Here is a 13,746-nt window from a genome sequence, read left to right as displayed (position 1 = left end):
GGTGCGGTGAGTGCGATCCGGCCGTCCGCGGGCCCCGGGCTGATGCTGCCGGGGCTGCGCGAGGTGTACGCCGCCTACGTCCGGGAGGCGGACGCCCTGCCCGCGCTGCCGGGCCCGCTGCAGGCGGAGGTGTGGACGTCCGCGCGGCTCGGCGATCTTGAGGCGGCGGCCCCGCACGCCCAGGGGCGGCGTGCCGCGCTCGGCGACCTGATCGGCTGCCTGCGGGCGGCGGCGACGCCGGGCGCCCGGACGTTCCTGCGGGCGCTCGCCGCGATCGGCCCGGCGGAGGCCCGCCGGGCGGCGGGGCGCGCGGCGGACGGCCTCGGCGACGTCCCGGCGGCGCCCTGGGAGGGCTCGCTCGGGCGGGCCGTCCCCGGCCAGGCGTGGCTGATCCAGGAAGGGCCGCTGGACGGCGACCGCCTGGTCTGCGAGTTCCGCTACGAGGACGCCGGAACCGCCGGGATGCACGCGCTGGCCGTCCGGCTGTCCCACGGCGACGTCCCGGCGGAGGTCGTGATCGTGGGCGACGTCCCGGCGCTGATGTCGGCCGCGCGGCAGGCGATGCAGGCCGAGCTGTGCGTCGTCCAGCCGTACGAGGCCGCGGCCGTGGGGGCGAGGCTCCGCGCGGCTCTCGATGCTTCGAGTCCCGGGGGGCGTGGGGGGTCGTCCCCCCGCAAGGGACACGCGGAGCCTCTGCCCGAGGCGTGCTACCCGGCGCTCGCGCTGGCGCGGCACCGGGCGTCCCTGCTCCCCTAGCGGCCGAGGGCGCGGTAGCGGCGGACCGACAGCGGGACGAACACCGCCGCGATCACCAGCGGCCACGCCACCGCGAGCGCCAGGCTGTGCTGCGCCGCCCACGATCCGCCCGTGACCGGGTCGCCGAACAGGTCGCGGCACGCCGTCACGGTCGCCGACATCGGGTTCCAGTCGGCGATCGCGCCGAGCCAGCCCGGCATCGTGCTCGGCGCGACCAGGGCACTGGACAGGAACCCGATCGGCCACACCAGGATCTGGATCGCCGCCACCGACTCCGGCCCCTTGGCGACCAGGCCGAGGTAGACGCCGAGCCAGATCAGCGCGAACCGCAGGAGCAGCAGCAGCCCGAGCCCGGCGAGGGCCCGCGCGGCGCCGTCGTGGACGCGCCAGCCGATGAGCACGCCGCACGCCGCCATGACGGCAAGGGCGACGACCGAGTGCAGCATGTCGGCGGTGGCGCGCCCCACCACGACCGCGGACGGCGACATCGGCATCGACCGGAACCGGTCCGTCACGCCCTTGGCCGCGTCGCTCGCGACCGCGGTGAACGTGGTCTCGACACCGAACGCCATCGTGAGGGCGAACATGCCGGGGACGATGAACGCGCGGTAGCTCCCGCCGCCGGGCACGTCCATCTGGCCGCCGAACAGGTAGCCCATCATCAGCACGACCATCACCGGGAACAGCAGCCCGACCGCGACCTCGCCCGGCCTGCGCGCCCAGTGGGCGAGGGCCCGCCCGGTCAGGGTCCGCCCGTCGGCAACGGCCCACCGCAACGTCTGGACGCTCATGAGGGCACCTCCTCTTTCTCCGTCAGGTGCAGGAACACCTCGTCCAGGGTGGGTCGGCGCAGGCCGATGTCGGCGACGGCGACGCCCGCCTCGTCCAGGGCCCGGACGGTCTCGGTCAGCGCGGCGGCCCGGCCGGACACCGGCGCCCCGACGCGCAGGGCCTCGGCGTCGACGTCCACCTCGCCGGAGGCGACCTTCCCGACGATCCCCGCGGCGGCGGTGAGCGACCCGGGATCGTCCAGGACGACCTCGATGCGGTCGCCGCCGAGCCGCGACTTCAGCGCGTCGGGGGTGCCCTCGGCGATGACGCGGCCGCGGTCGATCACCGAGATGCCGGAGGCGAGCCGGTCGGCCTCCTCAAGGTACTGGGTGGTGAGCAGGACGGTCGTGCCGCCGCCGACCAGCGCCCGGATCGCCTCCCACACCTCGCCCCGGCTGCGCGGGTCGAGGCCGGTGGTCGGCTCGTCCAGGAACAGCACCGGCGGCGCGAGGATCATGGACGCGGCAAGGTCGAGCCGCCGCCGCATGCCCCCCGAGTACTCCCCGGCGGGCTTGGCGGCCGCGTCGGCCAGCCGGAACCGCTCCAGCAGCTCGTCGGCGCGCCGCCGCGCCTCCTTCGCGCCGAGGTGGTGGAGGCGGCCGAACATGACGAGGTTCTGCCGGCCGCCGAGGATCTCGTCGACCGCCGCGTGCTGCCCGACGAGCCCGATCCGGCGCCGCACCTCGTCCGGCTCGCGGACCACGTCGTGCCCGGCGACGCGGGCGGTGCCGCCGTCCGGCCGGGCGAGCGTGGTCAGGATCCGGACGGCGGTGGTCTTGCCCGCGCCGTTCGGGCCGAGCAGCCCGTGCACGGTGCCGGCGGGGACGCGCAGGTCGAGCCCCGCCAGGGCCTCGGTGTCGCCGTAGCGCTTGCGCAGGCCTTCGGCGGCCACCGCGAGCCGTGGTTCCGTCACCCCGTCCTCCAAACTATGTACGCTGTACGGAATTACTGTCCCGGCCAATATAGCGTACGGAGTACAGAGTTTCATCCCTGAGAGGATCCCGGCGTGACCGAGTACAGCGGGGGCGGGGACCCGAAACGCAGTCTGGAGCTCCTGTGGGGCGTAAAGGCGCGCTCCAGGCGGGGGCCCAAACCGCGACTGACCCCGGAGGACATCGTCCGGACGGCGATCGCCCTGGCCGACGCCGAGGGGCTGGAGGCGCCGTCCATGCGGCGGATCGCCGACGAGCTCGGCGTGTCCCCCATGTCGATCTACACCTACGTCCCCGGCAAGGCCGAGCTGATCGACGTCATGGTCGACCGCGCGTTCGGTGAGCTGACGCCTCCGGAACAGGACACGTGGCGGGCCAGGCTGGAGCACATCGCCGAGGACGGCTGGGCGCTGTACCACCGCCACCCGTGGCTGCTGCGGGTGACGCTCGCGCGCCCGCCGATGGGCCCTAACACGCTCGCCAAGTACGAGTTCGAGCTGCGCGCCGTGGAAGGCCTCGGCCTCACCGACGTGGAGATGGACTCGGTCGTCGCGCTCGTCACCGGCTTCGCCGAGAGCGCCGCCCGCGTCTCGGTCAACGCCGCCGAGGCCGAGCGCCGCAGCGGCATCAGCGACCTGGAGTGGTGGGAGGCCACCGCGCCGCTGCTCGCCGAGCTCGTCGACGAGGCCGACTACCCGATCGGCACCCGCGTCGGCACCGCGGCCGGGCAGGAGTACAACGCCGCCGTCGCGCCCCGGCGCGCCTTCGAGTTCGGCCTCGCCCGCGTCCTGGACGGCATCGAGGTACTGATCAACTCCCGCTAGCCCGTTTCGTCCGCTTCGTCGGGGAGGCCCGTGCCGGGTCCTCGGGCCACGGGTGCTTCGGGTACCGGCCGCGCAGCTCCGCCCGGACCGCCTTGTAGCCCTCGCGCCAGAACGAGGCCAGGTCGGCGGTGACCGCGGCCGGGCGCCCAGCCGGGGACAGCAGGTGCACCACCAGCGGCACCCGCCCGCCCGCGAGCCTCGGCACCTCCTCCCAGCCGAACAGCTCCTGCAGCTTCACGGCCAGGACGGGCTGCTCGCCCGAGTAGTCGACGCGGATCCGCGACCCCGATGGCACCTCGATCCGCTCCGGCGCGTACTCGTCCAGCCGCGCGGCCTGCTCCCAGGGCAGGAGCCCCCGCAGCACGGCGGCGACGTCGACCCGTGCCAGGTCGGCGCGGCGCCGCGCTCCCGCCAGCCATTCCGGGAGCCGCTCCAGCAGCGCCGCGTCGTCGACGGCGGGCCAGGGGTCCCCGAGCGCGCCGCGTAGGAACGCCAGCCGCTCGCGGAGCGCGGCGGCCGCCGGGGTCCAGGTGAGCAGGCCCAGCCCCTCGGCGCGGACCCCGTCGAGCAGCGCGGCCCGCACCGCCGCCGGGTCGGGCCCCCGCAGCGGCCGGACGTCCAGCTCGATCGCGCCGAGCCGCTCGACGCGGCGCGCGACCACGTCCCCATCCCGCCACGCGACCTCCTCGTCCGCGCCGAGCAGCGGCGCCGCGGCCGACCGCGCCACGTCCTCGCCGATCACGACGGCCTGCCGCACCCGCGCCGACGCCGACCCGGCCGGGCGGTCGGCCGCCGCCACCGCGAGCCACTCCGGCCGCACTCCGGCCAGCGCCGACCCGTCCGCGAGGACGGCCCCCGTCCCGGACGCCATGAGGTACCCGCCGCCCCGCCTGCGCGCCACCCGTTCGGGGAACGCCAGCGCCACCACGACTCCGGCCACCCGGTCGTCCTCGTCCCGCCCGCGGGGCCCGCCGCCCGGAGACGCGGAGGCGAGCGCCTTCTCCAGGCGGGCGGTCTCGTCCCGCCAGCGGGCGGCGTGGGCGTCGGCGGGACGGCCGCGGCGGCGCAGGGCGCGCCAGGCGGCGGTCAGGTCGTCGCCGGCGGCGCGGGGCGGGGGCTCGGAGAGCAGCGCGACGACCTCGGCCGCGGCGCGGGCGCCGACCTCGCCGGCGCCGTCGACCAGGGCGCGGGCGAGGCGCGGGTGCAGCCCGACGCGGGCCAGCCTGCAGCCCCGGTCGGTGGCGCCTCGGGAGGACACCGCGCCGAGGGCGCGCAGGGTGGCGCGGGCGGCGTCCATGGCGGCGGGCGGGGGCGGGTCGGGCAGGGCGAGGCCGCTCGCGCCGGGGTCGCCCCAGCAGGCCGCCTGGAGCGCGAAGCCGGCGAGGTCGGCCAGCTCGATCTCGGGGCGTGGCCGGGCGGGGAGGCGGTCGTGCTCGGCCTCCGTCCAGCACCGGTACACCGCGCCCGGAGCCTCCCGCCCGGCGCGGCCGGCACGCTGCGCGGCGGTGGCGCGGGACGCGCGGACGGTGGTGAGGGAGCCGAGGCCGCGGGCGTGGTCGGTGCGGGGCTCGCGGGCGAGGCCGGAGTCCACGACGGTCCGGACGCCGGGCACGGTGAGGCTCGACTCGGCGACCGAGGTGGCCAGCACGATCCGGCGGCGGGAGGAGGGCGCGAGCACCTCGTCCTGCACGGACCGGGGCGCCTGCCCGTGGATCTGCAGGACGTCGGCCCCGGCGCCGACGAGCATCCCGGCGACGCGGGCGATCTCCCCGACGCCGGGCAGGAAGCACAGGACGTCGCCGTCGCGTTCGGCCACGGCCCGCCGGACGGTCGCGGCGACGTGCGCGAGGAAGGCCGGGTCGACGCGCATGCCGTGGGGCGGCGGGACCGGGCGCGGCGGCGGCGCCCAGACCGTCTCGACCGGGTGCAGCGCCGCCTCGGTCTCCACGACGGGCGCGCCGCCGAGGAGCCGTGCCCAGGGCCCGGTGTCGGCGGTGGCGGACGCGGCCACCAGCCGCAGGTCGGGGCGGACCGTGGCGCGGACGTCCAGCAGGAACGCCAGCGCGGTGTCGGCGTCCAGGTGCCGCTCGTGGCACTCGTCCAGGATCACCGTGCCGACGCCGGGGAGGTCGGGTTCGGACTGGAGCCGCTGCAGGACGACGCCCGTGGTGACGACCTCGACGCGGGAGCCGGGACGGGACTCGCCGCGCACGGTGACGCCGACCCGGCCGCCGACGCGCTCACCGAGGAGCCAGGCCATGCGGCGGGCGGCGGCGCGGGCGGCGAGGCGCCGCGGTTCCAGCACGAGCACCGTCCCGGCGGCGTGCGGGCCGCCGAGGGCGAGCCCGGCGAGGGCGAGCGGGACCAGGGTCGTCTTGCCGGTGCCGGGAGGCGCGGCCAGCACCGCCGTGCCGCCGTCGTCCAGGGCCGCGCGCAGGGCGGGGACGGCGTGGCGGACGGGGAGGTTCTCGGCGGCGCTCAGGTGCATCGTCCCAGTGTGCCGCCCGGGCGCACCGGCCCGGGAACGGCCCCGATGAATTGCGGCGAAAAAGGCTGTGTTTGTTGCGGTGATACTTGCACCGTGCCTTTCATGCACTCCGCCCGGCCTATTCTGGGTTTTCCCGCGAATCGTCCGTGCCAACCCTGCACGATTGACCAGGCACGCAATGCCGTCAAGGTCGGGACTGACTTCGGAGTTTGATTTAAGTCACCTTGCGAACCGTAGCGCCATTGCCGGGAGCCTCCCCATAATGAGGCTGTCATCGCAGGTGCTGGGAGGTTCCCATGTTCGGCAGCTCCATCTATCTCAGGGACCGTCCGGCCTTCACCGGCGGCTCACCGCAGGCGGTGTACGAGGAGCTCTGGCAGCGCGGCCAAAAGGGGCGTTTGCGGACGCGCGCCTTTCTGTCGGCGGCGGCGCTCGTGTTGTGCGCGATGCTCGTCAACCCCGTTTTCGGAATCCTGATGGGCGTTCTGGTGGCGTCCGCGGACACGTTCGTCCATTGGCGCATTCATAACGCGTCGCGGGTGTGGCGGCTCGGGCTGCGGGGCGAGGAGCGCATGAACCGCTTCCTGCGCCACACGCTGGAGCGCCGCGGTCACCGCGTCCTGTACGGGCGGGCGGTCCCCGGGCACGGCACCGCGGACGAGCTGGTCATCGGGCCCGGCGGGGTCTGGCTCGTGCACAACGAGGCGTGGGCCCCCGGCACCGAGATCTCCCAGCACGGCGGCAGGCTGTTCGTCGACGGCCGCACCCAGTCCAAGCTCGTCGCCGGGCTGACCGCGCGGGCCGAGGCCGCCGCGGCGGCGATCTCCCGGGTCGCGGAGACGCCGGTGCCGGTGACTCCGGTGCTGGCCGTGCACGGCGGCAAGCTCGTCCGGTCGCCCTTCGCCGCCGACGGCATCGTCTTCGCGCCGCCGCTGCGGCTGATCCGCTGGATGCTCCGCAACCCGGTCGCCGACCGGTCGCCCGAGGAGGTCGAGGCGATCACCAGGGCCGCGGTCCTCGCCCTGCCGATCGGCGGACACCACCTGACCGCCGCGGCATGACGGAGCGGAGCGAGGGCATGCCGCGGCACTTGCCGGGGGGCGTGGGGGGTCGCCCCCCACACCGGGCACGCATGACGGAGCGGAGCGAGGGCATGCCGCGGCACTTGCCGGGGGGCGTGGGGGGTCGCCCCCCCACACCGGGCACGCATGACGGAGCGGAGCGAGGACATGCCGCGGCGACCGACTTCTGAACACCTGTGGCCGGGGGGCTCACACGCCGCCGTTCACAGGGCGCCCACCGCCCGCGGAGGCTCCGCCACCTTCGCGGGCGGTGCGGCGCAGCCACAGCAGGCCGAGGACCGGGAGCACCAGCGGCACGAACCCGTAGTCGCGCCCGAACATGGACCAGACGGTCTCGTCGGGGAACGCCGCGGCGTCGGTGACGGTGAGCGTGCCCACGACCAGCACGCCGGCCAGTTCGGTCGAGCAGGCCGCGACGGCGATCCGGAACGACGTCCGGCCGCCGCGCGCGAGCGCGACCGTCGCCAGGACGTAGACGGCCGCGGCGAGCGCCGACAGCAGGTAGGCCACGGGCGCGTCGGAGAACTTCGTGGCGATCTGCACGCCCGCCCGCGCACCGGCCGCGAGCGCGAAGACCGCGTAGACGGCGACCAGCAGCCGTCCCGGCCCGCCCGCGGTGCCGCCGGGCCGGCCCGCGGCGCCCGCGCGGGTCTCGGCGCCGGCGCGGGCGCCGTCGCCCGCGCGGGTCTCGGGCCTCCCGCCCGCGGGCTCCCGGACGTCCTCGTGCTCGGGCTCAGGCACCGGTGCCGCTCCACAGCTGGTCCATCCGTACGACCATGACGGCGACCGCCAGGCCGGCGACGACGATCACGCCCGGCCCCCAGCGGGTCCGCTCCAGCAGGCCCCAGCCGGCGCCGGCGACGGGGATCAGCAGCGATCCGACCAGGTAGCCGACGAAGGTGGCGGGGCCGTCCGGGCCGTCGCCGCCGGACAGCTTCACGACGGCGACGACGGCCTGCGCGATCAGCAGCGCCTCCAGGACGCCGAGCGCGATGAGGTCGGCGACGCCCATCGCCCGGCCGCGCAGCGCGGTCACGAGGGCGTAGCAGGCGGTCAGCAGCGCGGCCGCGATGGTCACGGCGGCCAGGACGTCCGTCACGGCACCGAGAGTACTACCGGCTGTAGAGGACGGCGTCACCGCACCGGCGTCCGCACCCCGCCGGGCATGGCAGCATGGCGGGCGTGAACGCGCTGCAGTGGCTGACCCTGACCCGGCACGGTGAGAGCACCGGCAACCTCGCCTACCAGGCGGTGGAGGGCACCGACGCCGAGGAGGCCGGCATCCCCGAGCGGGACGCCGACGTCCCGCTGTCGGACACCGGCCGCGCGCAGGCGGCGACGCTCGGCCGCTGGCTCGCCGCGCTCCCCGAGGACGAGCGCCCCACGGTCGTCATCGCCTCCCCCTACCTGCGGACCGTCGACACCGCGGAGATCGCGCTCGCGCAGACGTCCTACGCCGCCCCGCATGACCCCGGCGGCGTGCGGATCAAGGTGGACGAGCGGCTCCGCGACCGGGAGCAGGGCGCGCTCCAGGGCCTGACCGCCCGCGGCGTCCAGAACCGGTTCCCGGAGGAGGCCGACCGGCTGCGGCGCCTCGGCAAGTTCTACTACCGGCCGCCCGGCGGCGAGTCGTGGGCCGACCTCGCGCTGCGGCTGCGCAGCTTCTACCGCGACCTGCAGGACGGCGCCCCCGGCGGGCGGGCCCTGGTCGTCACCCACGACGCGATCGTCGTCATGACCCGGTACCTGGTCGAGGAGCTGACCGAGAAGGAGGTCATGGCGATCGAGAAGGAGCCGGTCGCCAACGCCTCGGTCACCCGGTGGCGGCACGACGGCACCGGCCTGGCCGCCGTCTGCTACAACGACTGCGCCCACCTGACGGGGACGCCGGCGCCTACGGCTCCCCGCCGAGCAGCCGGGCGCGGCGCGAGCTGACCGCGGCGAGCCGCGGATCGCCCGGCGGCAGGACGGCGCGGAGCCGCTCCAGCGCCTCCAGGTCGGCGCGGCCGGGCTCGGTCTGGACGTAGGTCCACAGCGCCTCGGCCCCGCCGCGGTCGACCACCTGCCGCCGCACCCGCACCGCCAGCTCGTCGCGTTCGGCGCGGACGCCGGGCGCGTCGGACAGCGGCAGCAGCTCGCCCCCGTACAGCCGGGCCGCGGCGGCGGCGTCACCGCCGTCGAGCAGCCGCCGCACGGTGAGGAAGTCGGCCTCCACCGCGCAGCCGAGCCGGTAGGGGCGGGCGCGGACGATGCCGCCGAACTGCTGGCGGAGCCGGTGGATCTCGGGCCGGACGGTCGCGGGGCTGCCGTCGTCGCCGTACAGGTAGAGCGCGAGCCGGTCGCCGCTCAGCCCGCGCGGGTGCAGCGCCAGCAGCGCGAGGATCTCGGCGTGCCGCAGCGTCAGGTCGAACCGGCGCCCGTCCAGGTGCGCGTGCGGCTGCCCGGCGCCGAGGAGCGTCAGGGTCAGCAGCGGCGCGTCGCCGGCGGGCGGCGCCGCGGCGTCGCGGCCGGCCCGCGCGCCGGTGTCCACCCGGCCGACGAGGCCCGGCAGCCGCAGCAGGAACGCCTCGCCGAGCGGTTCGGCGACGGCGGTGCGCCCGTCCGGCAGGACGACCGTGCCGCCCGGTTCCGGGACGGGGACGCGCCGGCCGCGCAGCCGCTCGCCCGCGATGATGCGGCCGGTGGGGGTGACGAGGGCGCCGGCACCGCGCAGCCCGCGCAGGTGCGGCAGCAGCCGCTCGCGCAGCCGCTCGTCCCGGGCCAGCATCTCGTTCTCCAGCCGCGACTCCGCCAGCCGCGCGGCGGCGGCGACGAGCGCGACGGTCGCGGGATGCAGCGTGTCCACCGTGGCGCTGACGTCGATGCACCCGACGATCCGCCCGCTGTCGGGGTCGGTGACCGGCGCGCCCGCGCACGACCAGCCGTGCAGGACGTGCGCGACGTGCTCGGCGGCGTAGACGTACTCGGGCCGGCCGGTGGCGAGCGCGGTGCCGATCCCGTTGGTCCCGACGGCGTCCTCCGCCCAGCGGAAGCCCTCGGTCAGCCCGATCGCGTCGGCGGCGCGGCTGACGGCCGGCGGGCCCTGCGTCCACAGCGCGTTGCCGGTCTCGTCGGTGATCACCATCAGGTGCTCGGTCTCGTCGGCGACCTGCCGCAGCAGCGCCTCCAGCATCGGCAGGTGCCGTTCGAGGGGGTGCGCGGCGCGGGCGTCGGCGAGGACGTCCCGGTCGAACACCAGGGGCGCCGCCGCCACCCCGGCGTCGACGCCGGCGTCCCGGGACCGGCGCCACGACTCGGCGATCGGCTGCCGGACCGGCACCGCCTCGTGCACCACGATCAGCCCTTTCCCGCGGAGACCCTCGGCCGTCTGAGGATCGGTCCAACCCCGGCGGCGGCGCAACCGATTCCCGGGATCTCTCCCGGCCGGATTCGGACACACAGAGTGATGAGACGGTCGCAACCTGCATGCAACGTGGCGGCGCCTACCGTGTCGCTGCCGGGGAGCCGACGGGCCGTCCCAAGGGTCCCGCCGCCTCGTGCGCGTCCGGGGGGAATGCGTGCGGGGCGGCGCCGCTCCCCGCACTATGGGGAGGACGTCGGAACGCATGCTCTGCCTGACCTGCCACCGCGTCCGCCCGGCCCTGAGCCGGACGGACTACACCGCCGAACGCGCCTGGCTCATCGTCCGTCGGGGCCTGTGCGCCTGCGGCGCGCCGGCCGCCCCGGGCCCGCGTCCGAGGCCCGTCCGAAAGCACGTCCGCTCCCCTGAATAAACTCCTGAGTTCACAAAAGGTTCACGGTCGGTTCGCCTACAGTTTAAGGAGATTCCAGCCGCCCGCCCCGTGGAGGGAGCGCCATGACCATGATCCCAGGTCTCGTCCGCCGCGCCGCCGCCGAGGCGGAGCGCCATCTGCGCGAAGGCGCCGGCCTTCTCGTCAGAGCGGGACGGGATCTGGAACGGTCGGCGCGGCTCGCCCGGCTCCTGCCGGACTATATCGAGCGCGTGGCGGTCCTGGAGCAGGCCGTCCGCGACCAGGGCACCGAGGTGCGCGCGATCCGCACCGAGCTCGACTCGCTCGTCGGCCAGCTCAACGACCGGCTGCTGCCCCGCATCGACGAGCGGATGGACGACACCGAGCGCGACCTGGCGGCCGTCGCGACCAGCCTGATCCGCACCGGCCGCGAGACCGCCGGCCACGAGGCCCGGCTGGAGTCGGCCGAGCGGCGCATCGGCGAGCTGCGCACCAAGCTCGCCCAGCTGGAGCAGCGCACCGGGCTGTGGCGCGACCTGCAGTCCACCGTGGCCAGGTTCGGCGACGACCTCGACGCGATGCGCGCCCGGATGGCGCTGCGCGCCGCCGAGCCGCCGCCGGCCGAGACCGCGCCCGTGCAGAACATCACCGACCGCCCGGCCTGAGCGCGGCACTCCCCTGGCAGGCCGGAAACCGGGCGTCCTGGACAATGGACGCATGACTCTGCCGCCCGAATCCCGCCCGCCCGCGACACGCGGTTTCGCCAGCGACAACCAGGCGAGCGTCCACCCGGACGTCCTCGCCGCCCTGGCCGAGGTCAACGACGGGCACCAGCCCGCCTACGGCGACGACGTCGTCACCGCGCGGCTCCGCGAGGTCGTCCGGCGGCATTTCGGCACGCAGGCCGAGGTGTTCCCCGTGTTCAACGGGACGGGCGCGAACGTCGTGTCGCTGCAGGCGCTGTCGGAGCGGTGGAGCTCGGTGGTCTGCCCGGAGTCCGCGCACATCAACACCGACGAGTGCGGCGCCGCCGAGAAGATCGCCGGGCTGAAGCTGGCGACCGTTCCGGCGCCGGACGGCAAGCTGACACCGGAGATGGTCGAGCGGCACGCCACCGGCTTCGGCAACATCCAGCGGCGCGAGCCCGCCGTCGTGTCGATCACCCAGAGCACCGAGCTCGGCACCGTCTACACCGCACAGGAGACCGCGGCCGTCGCGGCGGCGGCGCACGAGCGCGGCCTGACCGTGCACATGGACGGCGCCCGGATCGCCAACGCCGCCGCGTCCCTCGGCCTGCCGCTGCGCGCCCTCACCACCGACGCGGGCGTGGACGTGCTGTCCTTCGGCGGCACCAAGAACGGGCTCCTGCTCGGCGAGGCCGTCGTCGTCCTGAACCCGGACGCGGTGCGCGGCCTGGCGTACCTGCGCAAGTCCAGCATGCAGCTGGCGTCCAAGATGCGGTACGTGTCCGCGCAGCTCGTCGCGCTGCTGGACGGCGACCTGTGGCTGCGCAACGCCGGGCACGCCAACGCGATGGCCCGCCGCCTGGAGGCCGCCGCCCGCACCGTGCCCGGCGTCCGGGTCACGCAGGCCGTGCAGGCCAACACGGTGTTCGCGATCCTGCCCGGGGACGTGGCCGGGCGGCTGCGCAAGCGGTTCCCCTTCTACACCTGGGACGAGTCGACCGGCGAGGTCCGCTGGGTCTGCTCCTTCGACACCACCCCGGACGACGTGGACGCGTTCGCCGCAGCGCTCGCCGAGGAGGCGTCCGCCTGACCAGGCGGCCCGGCGCGGGCGTCCCGGCCATCGGGAGGCCGCCCGCCGCCGCGCGGCCCGGCGCGTTATCGTGTACCGAACTGGATTCGGTTACAGGAGGCGAGCCCCATGGCCAACCGCACCTTCGTCGTCGGCGTGGGCATGACCAAGTTCGAGAAGCCCGGCTCCCGCGACTGGGAGTACCCCGACATGGCCAAGGAGGCCGTCGGCAACGCCCTGGCGGACGCCGGCGTCGGCTACGACGGCATCGAGATGGCCTACGCCGGCTCGATGTACGGGTCGATGGGCCAGCGCGCCCTCTACGAGACCGGCATGACCGGCATCCCCGTGATGACCGTCATGAACGCCTGCGCGACCGGCTCCAGCGCCCTGTTCCTCGCCCGCCAGGCCGTCCGCGGCGGGCTCGCCGACTGCGCCCTCGCCCTCGGTATGGAGAAGATGAAGAAGGGCTCCCTCGGCGCCGGCATGGGCGAGTCCAAGGTCACCATCATCGACCACCACCTGCGCTCCATGACCGCCGGCCGCGAATGGGAGCTCGACAAGGCGCCCATGCCGCAGATGTTCGGCAACGCCGGCCGCGAGCACATGGAGAAGTACGGCTCCACCCCCGACCACTACGCCTGGATCGGCTGGAAGAACCACAAGCACTCGGTCAACAACCCCTACGCGCAGTTCCAGACCGAGTACACGCTCGACGACGTCAAGAACGCCACGATGATCTTCGACCCGCTCACCAAGCTGCAGTGCTCCCCCACCTCCGACGGCGCCGCCGCCGCGCTCGTCGTCAGCGAGCGGTTCCTGGACCGGCACGACCTGTGGGACCAGGCCGTCGAGATCGCCGGCCACCACATCGCCACCGACACCCCCGAGAGCTTCGAGGACAACTCCTCCATCCAGGTCGTCGGCTTCGGCGTCTCCCAGCGCGCCGCCCGGAAGGCCATGGACGAGGCCCAGGTGACCATCGACGACGTCGACGTCATCGAACTCCACGACTGCTTCAGCGCCAACGAGCTCATCACCTACGAGGCCCTCGGCATGGCCGGCGTCGGCGAAGGCCACAAGCTCGTGGACGACCAGGCCACCACCTACGGCGGGAAATGGGTCGTCAACCCGTCCGGCGGCCTGATCTCCAAGGGCCACCCCCTCGGCGCCACCGGCCTCGCCCAGTGCGCCGAACTCACCTGGCAGCTCCGCGGCAAGGCCGGCGACCGCCAGGTCGGCGGCGCCCGCGTCGCCCTCCAGCACAACATCGGCCTGGGCAGCGCCTGCGCGGTAGCGGTGTACAAGAAGAGTTAGTCCACTCGG

The 13,746-nt window shown here is 75.3% G+C and carries 13 protein-coding genes; 7 read left to right on the top strand and 6 right to left on the bottom strand.

Features of this window, described 5'->3' with window-relative positions:
* Window positions 1-6 precede the first annotated feature (6 nt).
* Window positions 7-756 carry a hypothetical protein gene (locus ABGB11_RS34720; RefSeq protein ID WP_347639718.1) on the top strand — a complete coding sequence of 250 codons (750 nt, stop codon included), beginning with the start codon at window positions 7-9 and terminating at the stop codon, window positions 754-756.
* On the opposite strand, the gene ABGB11_RS34715 is transcribed toward ABGB11_RS34720, so the two are convergent.
* Both ABGB11_RS34715 and ABGB11_RS34710 read right to left on the bottom strand, forming a co-directional pair.
* Window positions 753-1,547 (bottom strand): ABC transporter permease, encoded by a 795-nt coding sequence (locus ABGB11_RS34715; protein ID WP_347639717.1) that lies wholly within the window; start codon window positions 1,545-1,547, stop codon window positions 753-755. The genes ABGB11_RS34720 and ABGB11_RS34715 overlap by 4 nt on opposite strands.
* On the bottom strand, window positions 1,544-2,500 hold the full coding sequence (locus ABGB11_RS34710) for an ATP-binding cassette domain-containing protein (RefSeq protein ID WP_347639716.1): 957 nt from the start codon (window positions 2,498-2,500) through the stop codon (window positions 1,544-1,546). Before ABGB11_RS34710 ends, ABGB11_RS34715 begins: the two co-directional genes overlap by 4 nt.
* Before the next feature lie 93 nt (window positions 2,501-2,593).
* Between ABGB11_RS34710 and ABGB11_RS34705 the strand changes: the two genes are divergently transcribed.
* The gene (locus ABGB11_RS34705) at window positions 2,594-3,343 is read left to right on the top strand and encodes a TetR/AcrR family transcriptional regulator (RefSeq protein WP_347639715.1); all 750 of its coding nucleotides are present in this window, start codon (window positions 2,594-2,596) and stop codon (window positions 3,341-3,343) included.
* Here the strand turns inward: ABGB11_RS34705 and hrpB are convergent.
* Complete coding sequence (gene hrpB, locus ABGB11_RS34700; RefSeq protein WP_347639714.1) at window positions 3,330-5,831, bottom strand: ATP-dependent helicase HrpB; 2,502 nt, start codon at window positions 5,829-5,831, stop codon at window positions 3,330-3,332. The genes ABGB11_RS34705 and hrpB overlap by 14 nt on opposite strands.
* A 296-nt stretch (window positions 5,832-6,127) precedes the next feature.
* On the opposite strand from hrpB, the gene ABGB11_RS34695 reads away from it, so the two are divergent.
* A complete protein-coding gene (locus tag ABGB11_RS34695) occupies window positions 6,128-6,892 on the top strand; it encodes a nuclease-related domain-containing protein (protein WP_347639713.1) in 765 nt (254 codons plus the stop codon).
* A gap of 210 nt (window positions 6,893-7,102) precedes the next feature.
* On the opposite strand, the gene ABGB11_RS34690 is transcribed toward ABGB11_RS34695, so the two are convergent.
* Window positions 7,103-7,510, bottom strand: coding sequence for a hypothetical protein (locus tag ABGB11_RS34690; protein WP_347639777.1), 408 nt, complete (start codon window positions 7,508-7,510; stop codon window positions 7,103-7,105).
* A 136-nt stretch (window positions 7,511-7,646) separates the two neighbouring features.
* A complete protein-coding gene (locus ABGB11_RS34685) occupies window positions 7,647-8,012 on the bottom strand; it encodes a hypothetical protein (protein ID WP_347639712.1) in 366 nt (121 codons plus the stop codon).
* Window positions 8,013-8,086: 74 nt separating this feature from the next.
* Here ABGB11_RS34685 and ABGB11_RS34680 point away from each other — a divergent pair, with 74 nt between their 5' ends.
* Window positions 8,087-8,848 (top strand): histidine phosphatase family protein, encoded by a 762-nt coding sequence (locus ABGB11_RS34680; protein ID WP_347639711.1) that lies wholly within the window; start codon window positions 8,087-8,089, stop codon window positions 8,846-8,848.
* On the opposite strand, the gene ABGB11_RS34675 is transcribed toward ABGB11_RS34680, so the two are convergent.
* On the bottom strand, window positions 8,808-10,247 hold the full coding sequence (locus tag ABGB11_RS34675) for a GAF domain-containing protein (protein WP_347639710.1): 1,440 nt from the start codon (window positions 10,245-10,247) through the stop codon (window positions 8,808-8,810). The two genes, ABGB11_RS34680 and ABGB11_RS34675, sit on opposite strands and share 41 nt — an antisense overlap.
* A 522-nt stretch (window positions 10,248-10,769) precedes the next feature.
* Between ABGB11_RS34675 and ABGB11_RS34670 the strand changes: the two genes are divergently transcribed.
* The 3 genes from ABGB11_RS34670 to ABGB11_RS34660 all read left to right on the top strand — a co-directional run bounded on the left by ABGB11_RS34670 (window position 10,770) and on the right by ABGB11_RS34660 (window position 13,737).
* Window positions 10,770-11,330 carry a hypothetical protein gene (locus ABGB11_RS34670; RefSeq protein WP_347639709.1) on the top strand — a complete coding sequence of 187 codons (561 nt, stop codon included), beginning with the start codon at window positions 10,770-10,772 and terminating at the stop codon, window positions 11,328-11,330.
* A 52-nt stretch (window positions 11,331-11,382) separates the two neighbouring features.
* Window positions 11,383-12,441, top strand: a complete 1,059-nt coding sequence (locus ABGB11_RS34665; protein WP_347639708.1) for a low specificity L-threonine aldolase — start codon at window positions 11,383-11,385, stop codon at window positions 12,439-12,441.
* A gap of 108 nt (window positions 12,442-12,549) precedes the next feature.
* The gene (locus ABGB11_RS34660; RefSeq protein WP_347639707.1) at window positions 12,550-13,737 is read left to right on the top strand and encodes a beta-ketoacyl synthase N-terminal-like domain-containing protein; all 1,188 of its coding nucleotides are present in this window, start codon (window positions 12,550-12,552) and stop codon (window positions 13,735-13,737) included.
* The last annotated feature ends 9 nt before the right edge of the window (window positions 13,738-13,746 follow it).

The organism is Actinomadura sp. B10D3 (assembly GCF_039871695.1).
Lineage (GTDB): Bacteria > Actinomycetota > Actinomycetes > Streptosporangiales > Streptosporangiaceae > Spirillospora > Spirillospora madurae.
Note: the sequence above shows the minus strand (reverse complement) of the source record. Positions and strands in the feature narration are given on the sequence as shown.

What these genes read in the sequence shown, in the direction of transcription:
- hrpB (WP_347639714.1), bottom strand. Translation starts at nt 5,831, where the DNA reads ATGCACCTGAGCGCCGCCGAGAACCTCCCCGTCCGCCACGCCGTCCCC.
- ABGB11_RS34665 (WP_347639708.1), top strand. Translation starts at nt 11,383, where the DNA reads ATGACTCTGCCGCCCGAATCCCGCCCGCCCGCGACACGCGGTTTCGCC.
- ABGB11_RS34695 (WP_347639713.1), top strand. Translation starts at nt 6,128, where the DNA reads ATGTTCGGCAGCTCCATCTATCTCAGGGACCGTCCGGCCTTCACCGGC.
- ABGB11_RS34715 (WP_347639717.1), bottom strand. Translation starts at nt 1,547, where the DNA reads ATGAGCGTCCAGACGTTGCGGTGGGCCGTTGCCGACGGGCGGACCCTG.
- ABGB11_RS34680 (WP_347639711.1), top strand. Translation starts at nt 8,087, where the DNA reads ATGGCGGGCGTGAACGCGCTGCAGTGGCTGACCCTGACCCGGCACGGT.
- ABGB11_RS34660 (WP_347639707.1), top strand. Translation starts at nt 12,550, where the DNA reads ATGGCCAACCGCACCTTCGTCGTCGGCGTGGGCATGACCAAGTTCGAG.
- ABGB11_RS34670 (WP_347639709.1), top strand. Translation starts at nt 10,770, where the DNA reads ATGACCATGATCCCAGGTCTCGTCCGCCGCGCCGCCGCCGAGGCGGAG.